Origin of the sequence: Sphingobacterium sp. UBA2610 (assembly GCF_002339225.1) — a bacterium.
GTDB lineage: Bacteria > Bacteroidota > Bacteroidia > Sphingobacteriales > Sphingobacteriaceae > Sphingobacterium > Sphingobacterium multivorum.
The window spans coordinates 115,878-131,862 of the sequence record NZ_DDKA01000033.1; the positions used below are offsets into that span (position 1 = coordinate 115,878).

At 42.9% G+C, this 15,985-nt stretch carries 12 protein-coding genes; 9 read left to right on the forward strand and 3 right to left on the reverse strand.

Going from position 1 to position 15,985, the window contains the following annotated elements; all coding sequences use genetic code 11:
* Window positions 1-192: 192 nt before the first annotated feature.
* Window positions 193-1,317 carry an MBL fold metallo-hydrolase gene (locus B4Z47_RS22290; protein WP_070567656.1) on the forward strand — a complete coding sequence of 375 codons (1,125 nt, stop codon included), beginning with the start codon at window positions 193-195 and terminating at the stop codon, window positions 1,315-1,317.
* Window positions 1,318-1,319: 2 nt separating this feature from the next.
* Here the strand turns inward: B4Z47_RS22290 and B4Z47_RS22295 are convergent, their stop codons facing one another.
* A complete protein-coding gene (locus B4Z47_RS22295) occupies window positions 1,320-2,129 on the reverse strand; it encodes a helix-turn-helix domain-containing protein (RefSeq protein WP_286727918.1) in 810 nt (269 codons plus the stop codon).
* Between the two features lie 334 nt (window positions 2,130-2,463).
* Between B4Z47_RS22295 and B4Z47_RS22300 the strand changes: the two genes are divergently transcribed.
* Entirely contained in the window at window positions 2,464-3,873 is a 1,410-nt protein-coding gene (locus B4Z47_RS22300; RefSeq protein ID WP_286727919.1) for an alpha-L-fucosidase, read from the forward strand.
* Window positions 3,874-3,979: 106 nt separating this feature from the next.
* On the opposite strand, the gene B4Z47_RS22305 is transcribed toward B4Z47_RS22300, so the two are convergent.
* Both B4Z47_RS22305 and B4Z47_RS22310 read right to left on the reverse strand, forming a co-directional pair.
* Window positions 3,980-5,746, reverse strand: a complete 1,767-nt coding sequence (locus tag B4Z47_RS22305; RefSeq protein WP_070567448.1) for a RagB/SusD family nutrient uptake outer membrane protein — start codon at window positions 5,744-5,746, stop codon at window positions 3,980-3,982.
* 12 nt (window positions 5,747-5,758) lie between these two features.
* On the reverse strand, window positions 5,759-8,995 hold the full coding sequence (locus tag B4Z47_RS22310) for a SusC/RagA family TonB-linked outer membrane protein (RefSeq protein WP_070567450.1): 3,237 nt from the start codon (window positions 8,993-8,995) through the stop codon (window positions 5,759-5,761).
* A gap of 583 nt (window positions 8,996-9,578) precedes the next feature.
* On the opposite strand from B4Z47_RS22310, the gene B4Z47_RS22315 reads away from it, so the two are divergent.
* From B4Z47_RS22315 to B4Z47_RS22345, 7 genes are read left to right on the forward strand one after another with little or no spacing between them, the layout of a single operon-like run.
* Window positions 9,579-10,214: a hydrolase gene (locus tag B4Z47_RS22315; protein ID WP_286727920.1), complete on the forward strand. Its 636-nt coding sequence runs from the start codon at window positions 9,579-9,581 to the stop codon at window positions 10,212-10,214.
* A 38-nt stretch (window positions 10,215-10,252) separates the two neighbouring features.
* A complete protein-coding gene (locus tag B4Z47_RS22320) occupies window positions 10,253-11,650 on the forward strand; it encodes an alginate export family protein (protein WP_254667732.1) in 1,398 nt (465 codons plus the stop codon).
* 4 nt (window positions 11,651-11,654) lie between these two features.
* Window positions 11,655-12,419 carry a M17 family peptidase N-terminal domain-containing protein gene (locus B4Z47_RS22325; RefSeq protein ID WP_070567661.1) on the forward strand — a complete coding sequence of 255 codons (765 nt, stop codon included), beginning with the start codon at window positions 11,655-11,657 and terminating at the stop codon, window positions 12,417-12,419.
* A gap of 12 nt (window positions 12,420-12,431) precedes the next feature.
* Window positions 12,432-14,315: an amidohydrolase gene (locus tag B4Z47_RS22330; protein ID WP_070567454.1), complete on the forward strand. Its 1,884-nt coding sequence runs from the start codon at window positions 12,432-12,434 to the stop codon at window positions 14,313-14,315.
* 12 nt (window positions 14,316-14,327) lie between these two features.
* A complete protein-coding gene (locus B4Z47_RS22335) occupies window positions 14,328-14,762 on the forward strand; it encodes a DoxX family protein (RefSeq protein ID WP_070567456.1) in 435 nt (144 codons plus the stop codon).
* A 4-nt stretch (window positions 14,763-14,766) separates the two neighbouring features.
* Window positions 14,767-15,240 (forward strand): Dps family protein, encoded by a 474-nt coding sequence (locus B4Z47_RS22340; RefSeq protein ID WP_070567458.1) that lies wholly within the window; start codon window positions 14,767-14,769, stop codon window positions 15,238-15,240.
* 4 nt (window positions 15,241-15,244) lie between these two features.
* A complete protein-coding gene (locus tag B4Z47_RS22345) occupies window positions 15,245-15,910 on the forward strand; it encodes a YoaK family protein (protein ID WP_070567461.1) in 666 nt (221 codons plus the stop codon).
* Window positions 15,911-15,985 lie beyond the last annotated feature (75 nt).

The following is a 15,985-nucleotide window of genomic DNA, read 5'->3' on the forward strand; positions in this document are numbered from 1 at the left end:
TTTAATATCCAGCCAACTATAATCCAACCAACTCCCGAGCGTAAAAGAAGAATTTTTATGGGCTTTAAGACTTTCTTTATATTGTGGATCGGATGAATCCGCCGAAATGAGCCATACAGCACATAAATTTGAGCTATCAGCAAAAATAGATCTGTCTAAGCAGTCTTATCTTTGTTGCTATACAATATGCAGATGGCAACAAGAAACAACAGGAAGAAGTGGCTTCTATTTTTGAAAAGAACAATCTTAGGACTGGGAGTTCTCATCGCTCTTATCGGACTATATATGATGCATCCACAATTCGGCAAAAGACCCTCGGGTGAAAGACTTCAACGCATACAGCTATCGAAACAGTTTAAAGACGGAAAATTCCAGAATAGCAGCCCTACACCACAGCTCACGCAGCCCTGGACCGTAGCCCTATACGATTATTTTTTTAAGCGCTCGAACGAAACAAGTCCCAAACATACTATACCAACAGTGGATATCGACTGGGAAAAGTTGTTAAGTCAGCCTCATGGGCTTGTTTGGTTTGGTCACTCCTCTTATTTCCTTCGTCTCGATGGTAAGAACATACTCGTCGATCCTGTTCTTAGTGGCAGTGCTTCCCCTATTCCAGGAAGTGTAAAAGCGTTTAAAGGAGCCGATGTCTCTACCGTATCTGCTCTACCGCCGATTGACTATCTATTTATATCACATGACCATTATGATCACATGGATTATAAGACGTTAAAGGCACTACAACCCCGGGTTGGAAAAGTCATTGTTGGCCTTGGTGTTGGCTCCCATCTTGAATATTGGGGATATCGTCCTGAACAGATCATCGAAAAAGATTGGTGGGACGAAATCAACTTGGGTGATGGTTTCAGTGTAACAGTTGCGCCCGCCAGACATTTTTCAGGCCGCAGTATATTCACTGCCAACACATTATGGGCATCCTATGCGCTCCAGACACCTTCCATGCGGCTCTATTTAGGCGGGGACAGCGGCTACGATAACCACTTCAAAGAGATAGGTAATCAATTGGGCCCTTTTGACCTGGCTATATTGGAGAATGGCCAATACGACCTCAGCTGGAAACATATACACATGATGCCGGAGGAGGTTGTCCAAGCGGCACATGATCTCAAAGCTTCCTTACTGTTTCCGGTTCATTCGTCCAAGTTTGTGTTGGCCAATCATGCCTGGAATGAACCTTTAGAACGCATTTCTAAGGAAGCAACACAACAACAACAGCCTTTGCTTACCCCCATAATCGGCCAGGTCATTGACCTCGATCAGCCCCCTTTAACACCTAGTTATTGGTGGCGGAAATAATTTTAAGCAACGGAATTGATAGTCGCTGGTGTTATGCCAAACTTCTCCTTGAAAGAAGCATAAAAATGAGAAAGGTTTTCAAAACCCAGATCAAGATAAAAATCAGCAGGTTTTTGTCGCTTATTTTCAATTAGATAATAAGCCTCAGAAAGACGTCTTTCTTGCAGCCATTTTCGGGGAGAGGTCTGGAATATTTTCTCAAAATCACGTTTAAAGCTTGCTAAACTCCGCCCTGTTAGTTTCGCAAAGTTTTCTAAAGGCACATTGTACCGATAGTTTTTAACCATAAACTGCTCGAGATCAATCTTATGCGGCTCCGAAAAGTCAAAAAGCAGGTCTTTTAACTGTGGATAGCTTTCCAACAACAAGGTGATCAATTCATAGATCTTGATATTTTCCATCTGCGGGCTCACTCGGTCGATGGCTTCCGCATAGGGGGTCAATGACTCAAAATAACTTTTTATAAACAGGTTACTTTCCAGTACAACATTGGACTCACCCTGATACTTTTTGTCCGAACTGAGGTGATGGTCCATCGCGTATTGCTTTAGCCGATCAGCCCCCAGCAATACTGAAACAGATTTGTAAATATTATTTTTCGCGGGATATTTAAAAGCTTTGGCCAGTTGGTTTCTACGGGCAACCACAATCTGCCCTTCTGTCGCCACCAATTTTCCTTTCTGATGGTCCAGATGTGTTTCACCAGATAACTGAAAAAAAACGACATGTTCGGGAATGAACTGTTCGTGCCCAAATGCTTTCTCGACATAACAGGAATACAAAAAGGCATTCCCAAAATCTCTCTCTTCCATGCTCAATACGATTTATTTTAAACGGCTATGCGACTATGGGTACCAATCGCTAAAATCAGTCCCAGTCTAAAGGTAGCAAATATCTCATACCTTTTGCAAAGTCTAGTTGTCCAAAAGCTCAAAATATATTTGCCGCACAGCTCAAATCAAATCGCAAAAAATGCCACACAGAAATCCACCAATTTTAATAAAGCCTGCGGTTCAATCAAGACACTTCTCGTCCATAAAAATTTGTATTTCATTACGAAACCATTCGGACTGATTACTATTTCTTCCATTAGGCTTAAATAACACAAACATGGCCTACCTTTACAGCATAACAACTTCATAAATTATGTCCAAAATTTCACATGCTCTACTTTACTGCCTATCTTTTCTTTTACTGGGCAACACGCTATTTGCACAATCCGTTTTTTCAAAGAAGGTCCTCGAACAGAGTCAGCTCGACTTTGTCAATCTTGGATTCGGTATGTTCATCCATTATGGCATGCCAACTTTTATGGAACAAGACTGGTCCGATCCCAATGCCGCACTTGAACTGTTCAAATCTCCGAAGCTCAACGCAGATCAATGGGCTAAAGCTGCCAAATCGGCCAATATGAGCTATGGTTGCCTAACCACCAAGCACCATAGTGGCTTCCCGATCTGGAATACCAAAACAACAGATTATAATGTAATGAACACGCCTTTACATCGTGATGTTGTTAAAGAATTTACGGATGCTTTCCGCAAAAATGGTTTGCGTGTTATGCTTTATTATTCCATTTTGGATATGCATCAGGGCATACGTCCACATACCATTACCAAAGCGCATATCCAATTGATCAAAGATCAGCTGACGGAATTGTTGACCCAATACGGAGAAATCGACGCCTTGGTCATTGATGGATGGGACGCCCCTTGGTCGCGTATTTCGTACGATGATGTTCCTTTCGATGACATCTATTATCTTGTCAAATCACTCCAACCGAAATGTTTGTTGATGGATCTCAATTCGGCAAAATACCCCGGTGATGCGTTGTTTTACACCGATATCAAATCGTACGAACAAGGCGCGGGTCAATTTATCTCCAAGGAGCATAACAAATTGCCGGCAATGGCCTGTCTTCCCTTACAGCAAAATTGGTTCTGGAAAACATCGTTTCCGAACACCCCAGTTAAAAATGTCAATGAATTGGTCGAGAAATTTGTAATTCCGTACAACAACGCGTATTGCAACTTTATGCTCAATGTAGCACCAAATAGTGATGGTCTGATGGATCAAAATGCGCTTGATGCACTGAAGACAATCGGTACATTATACAAAAATAAACCCAGCTACAACTCATTACCAAGTTACCAGGCACCAATAGTCGACCACAATATGGCCAAACAAGTACCTTCATACAGTAGCTGGAGCGAAGATATGAACATTATGGATTTTGCCAACGACGATAACTTTGGTAGTGCCTGGGTCTCCAATCCGGCAGTCAAAGATGAAGTATGGTATGAATTGGATTTTGAACGTAGTAAAGCTTTCAATAGTGTTGTTATTACCGAAGGAAAAGACAATCCTTCACAGTATAACTTATCCTATCTGAAAGATGGAAAATGGCATCCTATCGCGGTTACAGCGGTACAACAGGGCCGCATCAAGATCTTCCGCTTTGATGAAGTACTGGGACAAAAATTACGCTTCAGCATCAAACCTGAAAAAGGTCATGCGGTCGTAAACGAAATCGGCGTTTACCAAGAAAGACGCTAACAAGCCAAAAAACTTTCATCAAACTGAACAATACACCCTTAGTAGTAAAAAGAGGCTCCTTGCAATGCAAGGAGCCTTCTTTTATTGGGACTAATAAGTTAAATTCCTATTTACTCCAACCTGGGTTTTGTGTCAGATTTCCGTTCAGCACAATCGCTGCAGACGGAATTGGGTAAAGGTATTGCTTGTTGTTGTCATCCCAAGTACGCTTCACAGCTTTAAACCATTCCAGGTGATTGTCCGAAGTCATTGTCTGGAAATTGGTACTTTTACCCCCTATAGCCACCTTGGCTACTCCTGCAGGAACAGTTATCGAAGGAGCTGATTTACTTCCATCATAGAACACGACATCTGGAGTTCCATTGTGGTCGATATCAATCAGCTTATCTAAAGCAGGGATATAAATTCCCGTCCAAGGCAAATTTGCCATAAGCGGTCCAAGTTTCCATCGCTTCAAATCATTGAAACGGAAACCCTCCAGGGCTAATTCCACCTGTCTTTCACGACGTATTTCTAAAAGCACGGGGCTATTGACTTCGGGGAAGAAGGTATTTTTCAAGTAGGTATCCACTTTGGTTGGCAGTGTATTCGTTCCACTTGTTATTCCTGCCCTTGAACGTAATGCTCCAATAGTTTTCGACCAATCCGCATCATTGAACGTACCTAGTTCCTGTTTCGCTTCAGCATAATTTAATAGTATTTCAGCATAACGCATTAAAGGAACTGCATTAGTATTGTAACCGCCATTGTCGTAATAGGGATCGTCTAAAGTATACTTGATCGGTTGATACCCCGTATAAGTAAAACTTGCAAAATTTGGGGGAGCAGGCTGTCCATTACGGGAATATCCTGGCGTCCGGATCAACTGCGCCAAGCGCAAGTCGCGATTTTGACACTCCTCATAGAATTCCTCAGTCTGAAAGTTCGGTCTATCCGTATAAGGAGTACCGTCAACATTCAAAAAACTATTGATAAAAGGCCTTACCAAACTTAAACGTGGACCGTAGGTTGCAGATGTCCACCACCAGTTGGCGTCGTTCAAAAGCGCAAGATCTTTACTGAAAGTTACGGCCAACATAACCTCTTTTGTCACTGGAGTATTACTGGTAAACAACTGTCGCTGTGATGTTTTAGGATCTGCGGAGATATTAAGCCCATAAGGACCATTTTCCATTAAAATCTTGCCAGCGTCTACCGCCATCTGGAAAAATACTTCCGGCTGTGTAGCCAAATTGAGCTTTTGGTATTTACGAAATGTTCCTTCGAACAGCGCGATTCGGGTCTTCAAACCCAGTGCTGTCCATTTATTAACCGTACTACCGTCGCCCGCCGTATTTGTGATATTGGCGTAGGCAAAGTCCAGATCTTCCATGATGTGTTTCATGACCACTTCGCGCGAATCCCGTGGTGCTTTAAGAATATCCGTCTCATCAACCGCCAAAGGGTGATCTACCCAAGGCACATCGCCAAAACGAACTACTTTCTCATAATAGAACCAAGCTCTGAAAAAGCGGGCTAAGCCGATATAATTATTTTTGATGGCATCGCTCAATTTGGGACTATTACATTTAGCTATCAATTGGTTGATATTACGCAGGGTAGTCCAGGACCACCCCGAACTGATCTCAGCACTGTAAGCGCCGCCGACCATAAAATCATTGAGGCTATTTACGGCCGAATAGTCAGCCATAGCGTCACCTTTATAAGCGTCACTACCAGAGGTAATATTCCGATAGAATGAGTTGCTGTAATTTTTTAATCCACTTTCGCTCCCGAAGATATCCTCCTCGGTGGCACCTGCCTTCGGCAGCTCGTTTAGTTCACAGGAGGAGAACAAAAGCGCAACAATAGGTATATAAAATAATTTTTTCATGATATTAAAAAACTATAAGCCAATAGATAAATTAAAACTAACACTCTTCATAATCGGATAGTTAAATCCGTCGCCAGAACCCGTTCCGATCTCGGGATCAGATTTGCCCAGATTACCGACATCGAGATCCTTCGTTTTTTTGTAAAGAGGCGACCAGGTCCATAAGTTTTCGCCCGAGAGTCCAGCCCGAAGACTACTGATTTTTAACCTGTTGGTTACAGATTTAGGAAAACTATATCCGATCTGTATATTTTTCATCCGTATATAGGCTACGTTCTGCAGATATCTTGTCTGTGGCGTTGTTTTGATAGATTCATTGTACCCAGCATAACGAGGAAAATAACCGTTTGGATTGTCTTCAGTCCAATAATTGTTGAGGTGCCATTCCGGCAAGTTGTTGTAAGGTCGATTGTATTGTCCCCAAAAAATAGATTCATTGCTCGGATACCAATTCTGCTTACCCACACCCTGGAAGAAAGACGAGAAATAGATACCTTGCCAATCCAGATTAAGGTTAAAACTATAGATATATCGTGGATCGGCATTACCGATTACAGTTCTGTCACCATGGCTATAAATCGTATTATTTCCATAATCAATTACACCATCACCATTTAGATCCGCAAAACGTACGTCACCTGGATATATTGTACCATTGTTTGACGATTTGATCAATTTTTGTTTTGCAGCACCATCAATTTCCGCCTGATTCTGAAATAAACCCTGCGTTACATAGCCCCATATTTCACCAATTCGCTGACCTTCATAATACGATCCATCTTTGATTAAACCCTCTTTATTTTCGTAACGGTCTATATTGGATCTATAATCAGCCAAAGTACCCCTTACGGACCAATTGAAAGGACTACCGTTCAGATCGAATCTATCCTTATAAGTCAGGCTCACTTCAAAACCTTTTGTGGTCATGTCAGCATAGTTTCCTTTCGGCGACTCCGCACCAAAGATGTCAGGCAAAGCTACACCTAAGGTATACATATTTAAGGTCTTGCGTTGATAGATATCGCCCGTAAAAGTCAGTTTTCCATTTAAAGACGATAGATCAAGACCTAAGTTTGCCGTGCGCGCTGTTTCCCAAGTTAAGTTATCCGGGATCACCTTAGGTACCGAGGTATATGCCGGCTTCTGTCCGTTCAATACCCGATCCATAATCTTGATCTCGTAAATATCCAAATAGGAATACGGATCGACATTACCATTACCCAATGAGCCATAGGACGCTCTTAACTTCAGATCAGAAAGTGCTCTTTTGTCCACCTGGAAGAATGGCTCTTCAGAAATACGCCAGCCCACGGATGCGGAAGGGAACAGTCCCCATCGTTGGTTTGTCGGAAATTTGGACGAACCATCGTAGCGGCCATTGAATTCAAAAAGGTAACGGTCCTTGAAAATATAATTGGCACGCATAAATACCCCGACATTACGGTACTTGTTATATCCCGCTGTCGCTGTGGTATTCTGCCCTACTGCCAGGTTGATATTTTCAACATCATCATTGAGTAGACCTGTTTTGGTAATATAGGTTGAATTATACGTACGCTGCTCATAATTGTATCCGAGCAAACCTTTAAAATAATGATCGCCTATTGTGCGTTCATATTCACTGTAGAGATTTCCAAACAAGTAACGGTAGCGTTGGTCTACTTGATAAATATTGTCGTTCATACTTGTTTCCAACCGCAACATTTTTCCCTCCTGTGTGCTATACGGAACAGGCACACGGACTCTTACCGAATTAAAATCGCGATTTCTAAAAGTCAGATCCCCTTTAATGCGGAACGTATTGTTGAAAAACTTAGTCTCGAAAGAAGTTGTGTTGCGGAGATCCTGATTAGCCGTATTCGTACCATTTTTACCATAGATAAAATCCCCTACTGTATAGGCTGCAGAGAAGCTCATAGATCCATCAGGGTTAAAGATCGGCGAAGAAGGGTGTCCCTCATCGGCAATATTGCGCCAGATATTTCCACCTTCACCAGCAGTCGATGGGTCTCTGTATTTGGCATAATTAAAATCGATATTATTGCTTATCCGTAACCAGTCGGTGACCTGAAGTCCTGCTTTTGCACGGGTATTATAGGTCTTATATTTATCACTGTTGTAGCGGTACAGGCCATTGTAGTCGTAAGCACGTCCAGAAATATAGTAATCCATTTTTTCTGAATTGCCACTGATGGACAGGTTGTGATCCTGGACAAACGTATTGTCCTTGATCAACGTACCGTAATAATCTTCATTACCGTAGTATACATAATTACCCTGATCGTCGACAGTGACCTGTTCGGTAATGCCCTGTTCTTTTCTTCTCTTAAATTCTTCCAGCCAATCTGTTGTAAAGATCTGTGTCTTGTTGAGCTTGCTCGGAATCGAAGAATAATTGTTCCAGGCATTATAGGCTGTAAAGAAATGCGAAGCATATTCGTAACCATCTGTCACGAATTTGGGCAACGTTACAGGCTTTTGGAAGGAGCCACTTCCTGAATAGTTGATCGAAGTTTTTCCGGACTTGGCACGTTTCGTTGTAACCAAAACTACCCCAAAGGTACCGCGGGAGCCGTAAATCGCAGATGAAGCCGCATCTTTGAGTGTAGTTACACTTTCAATATCATTGGGATTGATCGCCGAAAGGTCACCCTCGACACCATCAATAAGCACAAGTGCACTTCCACCCTGACCAATGGAAGTTGTCCCACGGATATTGAAACTTGGTGCCCGATTGGGCTTACCATCTGCAGGAGTTACATTCAAGTTAGGAATTACACCTTGGAGCATCTGGCTTGCATTACCCAGTACGCGTCCCTCAAAAGCTTCTGATCCCACTTGGTCTACTGCACCGGTAAGATTCACTTTTTTCTGCGTACCATAACCGACCACCACAACTTCCTCCAGTTCGGTATCTTTGGATTCCATGATGATATCGATCTGCCCTCCCGTCACGCTGACGATCTTTTCACTGTAGCCTATCCCTGTCAATTTGAGTCTTTGCCCTATAGTGGCTTCAATCGTGAACTGACCTGCTACATTCGTTGAGGTTGTTTTTTGGCTGGTTAAATTGGTAATGGTAATTCCTGACAAGGTTGTTCCGTTTTTGTCTTTTACCACCCCTTTCACGGTAGATTGAACTGCAATACTGTGCACCTCTTGATTCAATTTGACATAATCGCGCTCTACATTAGCCCAAGTGGGGTATGAGAGACCCAATGCCATACTGATTAGTAATGTTTTTTGCATTTTTAGTCTGGTTTAGAATTTTGCATCAAAGTTGATGCTTTGACTTGGTTTATAATTTACCGTAATGTTAACAAATATTTAATTAATATCAACAACATTACTACCTAAACAGGTTTAGCACACCATTAAATAATCAAAATTTATCTTTTAGATAACATAAATCATAAAAACAAGTATTGACACACCTAAAAGTTAATCCATTCAATTCAAAAACCTAAAGTCCCATTTTTCATCATCCAGAAATACACTAATTGACCGAGAAGGGATTCCGCAAGATCCATTGTTTAGTACATTTTTTCTTTCCCTGTCTTTCTTGAACTAGTTCAATGAACAGCAAAATTAGCCCGCCTAAATTTGGGTATACAACAAATGCTTTGGGTATCTCTAAAGGATAACAGCAACTCCAAAGCGGTGAATAGATCATTGACTTATCAGATTATTTTAATACGAAAAACAAATTGACGATATATCGTCAATTTTAAAAACCAACAAAACACCATAGAAAACTAAAAATCAAAACAATAAGGAAAAAGGTAAAAGATTTGAATCTCAACAATTATCAAACAACAAAAAATTCATATTTATGAAACCATCACTAGAACTATTGTCGCCAAGCAACCATGCATTGGTATTGATCGACTTCAAAGGCCAAATGGCATTTGCCACAAAAAGCATTACCATGGAAGAACTCCGTAATAATGTCGCCGTAATCTGCGGAGCTTCCAAGATTTTCAATGTGCCGACCATCGTAACCACAGTCGCGGAAGAAAGCTTTTCAGGTCCTGTTTTTCCGGAAATTGAGACATATTATCCACAAACCAGTACAGATTATATCGACCGAACCAGTATGAATACCTGGGAAGATGAGGCCGCTTACCAAGCCATAACAGGCACAGGTAAGAAAAAATTGGTACTGGCCGGTCTATGGACAGGTGTATGTATTGTTGGGCCAGCCTTATCTGCACTAGCGGAGGGATATGAAGTTTATGTCATTGCCGATGCCTGTGGTGATGTAAGTCAAGAGGCACATGAGCGTGCTATGCAACGAATGATTCATATGGGTGTAAAACCGATCACTGCTGTACAATACCTTCTGGAATTACAACGCGACTGGGCCCGTCAGGAAACCTATGTGGCTGTAACAGATCTCATGAAAAAGCATGGTGGCAGCTATGGCTTAGGGATTCATTACGCCCACAATATGCTAAAACACGGTTAATTCAATTGTAAAAAAATACTCATTCAAAATCGTACCTCGTGCAACAGCAACAGACCATATTCAACTACATCCGTCAAGCGGTGGTCGTATTGTCGATACTCATCCTATTTCCGCATTTTTCCAAGGGTCAAACCTACAAATTAATGCGTTTCGAGGAAGATTACAGCGCCCTCGCAGACAGTACACGTCATGGTTATCAAAAGCTCAAATATAGCCCTTTAACTGCTGACAGAAAATTATGGCTTTCGATGGGTGGCGAGGCACGGTTGGAATATGTCGATTTTAACAATGAGGACTGGGGACGTGTAAAACTTGGGCATAACAACTTTCTACTGCAACGCTATAGCCTTCACGCCGATCTACATTTCGGAACGCGTCTCCGTCTTTTCACTCAACTTCGCTCAGCCCTGCAGCATGGCCGCAAAAATGGTTCACGCCAGATCGATGAAGACCAATTGAATGTACAGAACCTATTTATAGATGGAACGCTGTTCAAACAAAATGATAAATCAGTATTGATTCGCCTTGGCAGGCAGGAGCTTGACTATGGCTCCGGCCGCTTAATCTCCGTAGGTGAAGGCCCAAATGCCAGAAGATATTTCACCGGAGCAAAACTAGCTTACAACAGCAGTAAAGTGAATATTGAAGCATTTGCCATGATGGCAGATACCATTAGACCGGGCATATTTGATAACAAACCATCCAAACAGGTCAACCTGTGGGGAGCTTACGGTAAATTTATTATTCCTCAACAGGCCAATCTCGACTTATATTACATCGGCATCTATCGCGATCGTTCGGCTTTTGAGGAGGGTATAGCACAAGAAACCCGCCATACTATAGGAACCCGGATCTGGAAATATGGCGGTGGATTTATTTACAACCTTGAAGGGGCTTATCAATTTGGATCTTTTGGCCACGGTAAGATATCGGCATGGACTGCTTCCGTCGATATCGGCTACCTCTTTGAAAATACGGTACTCAAACCATCCATCAATCTACGTAACGACTATATTTCAGGGGACAAAAAGGCTGGAGATGGCAATCTGCAAACTTTCAACCCCATTTACCCCAAAGGCGGATACTTCGGTTTTAGTCCACAGATCGGTCCCGTCAACTTGATTGACATTCACCCTTATGCCACGCTAGACCTTCTTCCCAAACTCAAGATGCAGGTTGACGTAGTTTTCAACTGGCGGCATACCTTACAAGACGGTTTATACAGGCCAAGCGGATCTTTTAACCTGCCTGGATCTGCTTCGCGTAAACGCTATATCGGCACAGCTTATCTAGCCAACTTTACCTACGCCGCCAGTAAGCAATTGTCGCTGGTAACAGGTATTCAATATTTCAAAACCGGCGCTTTTATTGAAGACATCATTAGCACACCAAAAAATGGAATTTTCTTCAATAGCAGGATCGCCTTTAAATTCTAAAATCATGAAAACAATAAAGAGACTCTTTCAAAAGAAAACATGTCAATGGGCACTGATCGCCTTGCTTGGCACCCTGGCGGTCACTCCGATACAATCCTATGCACAAGTAACGGCGGCAGCTCCTATTAAAACCACAGCAATAGGCACAAGTACCATCTGGGGAAATGTCGATGGACTTGCTATTGAAGGTCTCGTTCAAGGCCCTTCGGCTGCTGCAAGTGATCTGCAGGTAGCCTGTGTATTTGAATATACCGAGGGCGATATCTTTATCTCCCCACCGGCATTGCCTGCCGCATTGAATGGTCTAGTACATTTAGATGAAGCTTTACATGGTACGTTAACTGAAATACGTAAAACAGGAAAATTTAAGGGACATGCACTTGAAACCATCCTCTTAGCTCCAAGCCAAAAGGGCACGCTCGCAAGTAAAAAACTGTTGTTGATTGGGCTTGGCAAACGGGAGGACTTCCATGCTGAACTGATGAAGGATGTAGCCCATGTTGCCATGCGCGAAGCGCTTAGATTAGGTGTCAAAGATTTTAGTTTTGCGAGTGATCTCAAAGATGCGGGTGTGGATTCGCCGACTGCTCTGGTCGCAGAGAATGTTGTTCTCGGTTGTATCGATGCCTTCAGAACCCAAAAATGGTTGGGCGAAAAAAATATGGATCAACAACCGGTATTAAACAAGATCACGTTATTAGCTGGACCGGCATTTTTTGAAACTGCTGGCGAAGGCATCAAAAACGCGATTTCTTCCTTAAACAATTAAACAAACCAGACTATGAAAGCAGACCTTATTCTATATAACGGAAAAATAACCCATTTCGGCCACAACCAGGAAGCAGTCACTGCTGTAGCGATCCAAGATGGTAAATTTGTTGCAATCGGTTCGGATAGCGATGTCCTTAAGCTTGCCAACACACAGACAAAATTGATTGACCTAGGCGGTAGACGTGTTGTACCGGGTATCAACGATTCGCATATCCACCTGATCCGTGGTGGACTCAATTATAATCTTGAATTGCGCTGGGATGGTGTTCCATCATTAGCCGATGCACTACGTATGCTCAAAGAGCAAGTTGACCGCACGCCACATCCCCAATGGGTTCGCGTAGTGGGCGGTTGGTCCGAGTTTCAATTTGCCGAACGTCGTATGCCAACTTTGGCTGAAATCAATGCCATAGCACCCGATACACCCGTTTTTATCCTTCATCTCTATGACCGCGCACTGCTAAATGCTGCGGCACTGCGTGCCGTAGGTTACACCAAAGACACACCCGCTCCTCCAGGCGGAACCATTGAACGGGACAGCCACGGCAATCCCACAGGATTGCTGATTGCATCGCCCAATGCCATGATCCTATATTCAACCTTGGCAAAAGGACCTACACTTCCCTACGAAGAGCAGGTTAATTCGACCCGACATTTCATGAAGGAACTCAATCGCTTTGGAATTACCAGCGTTATCGATGCTGGTGGCGGTTTTCAAAACTATCCCGATGACTACAAAGTCATCCGTGATTTACATAGCGAAGACCAGCTTACGGTTCGTATCGCCTACAACCTTTTTACACAAAAGCCCAAGCACGAATACGAAGATTTCCAGCAATGGATAGACAGCGTTCCTCTCCACCAAGGCGACGACATGTACCGCCACAACGGCGCTGGTGAAATGCTTGTTTTTTCTGCAGCAGATTTTGAGGATTTTCTGCAGCCTAGACCTGATCTCAGTGAAAATATGGAAGCCGAACTCGAAAAAGTTGTTCGCTTACTCGTGAGTAACCGATGGCCATTCAGATTACATGCCACATACAACGAAAGTATCAGCCGCTTTTTGGATGTATTTGAGAAAGTCAACCGCGACATTCCGTTTGACGGATTGGCCTGGATTTTCGACCACGCCGAAACAATAGACGAACGTAATATTGAACGAACCAAAGCGCTAGGTGGTGGTATTGCCATCCAAAGCCGCATGGCCTATCAAGGTGAATATTTTGCAGATCGATATGGCGCTACTGCGGCCGAACAAACACCCCCTGTCAAAAAAATGCTGGCCATGGAAGTTCCTGTAGGAGGTGGATCCGATGCAACCCGCGTGAGCAGCTACAATCCCTGGGTGTCCATGTACTGGCTTACCGCAGGAAAAACTGTTGGTGGACTCCAGCTATACCAAGATAGCAAGCTTGACCGCATGACAGCGCTACAGCTCTATACCAAAGGGAGTGCTTGGTTTTCACAAGAACAACAAAAAAAAGGAGATATTGCTGTGGGAATGCTAGCTGATTTAACGGTACTTAACAATGACTATTTTACGGTAGAAGATGAAGCTATTAAGGAGATCGAATCCGAACTTACAGTCGTAGCGGGCAAAATTGTCTATGCAGAAGGTGATTTCAGTTCCTTCTCTCCCCCACCGATCCCCATTCTACCCGATTGGTCACCTACAAAAAGCTACGGTGGTTATTATAGTGTTTCGAAAACAGCTCAAAAAAGCAGTACAACTGCATCAACAGCTCAAAGTAGCATTGTAAATTCCATCCATCTGTGTAGCGGCAGCTGTCAGGTACATGCACACGATCACAATCAAGCCCGAATGAGCAATATCGCGATAAACAATTACACCGCATTCTGGGGAGCCCTAGGCTGTTCATGTTTTGCATTTTAAGACACTGGAAAGATGGAAATACTTCAAAAACTTTTTTACACCGATTTGGGCAATACGACCAATAACATTGCCATACTGATCTTTCGAGTTCTATTTGCCTGGGAATTATTGACCGTGCACGGTCTCAAAAAAATTCAGAGAGGCCCACAAGCTGAACCTGAACATATCCCAAATCCTTTGCAGCTACCCGAAAAACTAAACGCCGCAGTAGCCCAGTTTGCAGACACTATTGTTCCTTTTTTTATTGCACTTGGCTTATTTGGAAGGTTAGCGCTACTACCGACAATAGGAGTCACCGCAGTTGGTTATTTTGTCGTCCATCGTCACGATTCACGCGAAGTGCGCGATATTCCATTTATGTACACACTTTGCCTTTTGCTCCTCTTGCTCACCGGCCCAGGAACTTATTCAATCGATCATTACATTTATCAACTGCTCACAAAATAAACATATGAAACCCCATATCGGAATACACGAAAATAATCTAGCTGAATCGGCACATATTCTTTCTAAACTCTTAGCCGATGAATACCTGCTCTATACGAAAACGAGGAATGCACATTGGAACATTGAAGGAGCCGATTTTTACAACAAACATCTCTTTTTTGAAGCGCAGTACAACGAACTCGATGAGCTGATTGACAGTCTTGCTGAGCGCATCCGCAGCCTAGGGCATTATGCACCTGCCAGCCTAAATCAGTTTCTGGCGCTGACACAGTTAACCGAACAGAAAAGGTCAGGCAATGAAAGTACTGCTTATATCAAAGAATTATTAATGGACCACGAAAGCATTATTGTTTCATTGCGCGAAAACATCGACCATTTTGCAATGGCACTAAAGGACATTGGAACAAGCGACTACGCAACAGGACTTCTGGAAACTCACGAAAAAATGGCTTGGATGCTACGTGCGCATTTATCATAAAATCATGGAAAATCAAAACAAAGCACATATAACGACACTTGTTCTCACACTTGTTGGGGGGTATTGTGACACTGTTACTTTTGTCGCAGCTGACAAAATATTTTCGGCCCATGTGACAGGTAACTTTATCGTCTTCGCCTATCAGCTTATCAATGGCGGAGATATCACGGCCTGGATCAAATTAGCAACCTTCCCTGTATTCGTCACCGCAGTGATGGCAGGCGGATGGCTTTCCTCACGCTCTCATAAGAAAAATACCGTCCTCTTTGTCGAAGCCCTATTACTTGTTATTGCAGGTTTGCTGGCAATTGTTCTTCCAGTAGAGGCTTCCAAAACCGTGATGTATAGCTTGGTTATGCTCGTCGTATTCGCTTTGGGCATGCAAAATGCATTCGGAAAACTATTTGCCAAAGCAACTCACGGACCGACAACCATGATGACCGGAAATGTGACCCAAGCATCGCTAGACCTCTGTGTACTTATCGCCAATAAATTTAAAAATCCAGACACCAACGTCAGCTTTGGGAAGCAGCTGATTACCTTATCAGGTTTTTTCATCGGATGTTTGGCGGGAGCCTATTTTGGTAAACAACTTGGATTAACTTCTATTATATTTGCAGGTATAGCGATGCTCGTCTGTTATTTCCTCTCGAAAGACAAGGATCAATAATTAGGATAAAAGCATCAAGCAAATAGAGCAAGCTACCAGTAGAAAGATAGCTTGCTCTATCTTATAACGTATGTC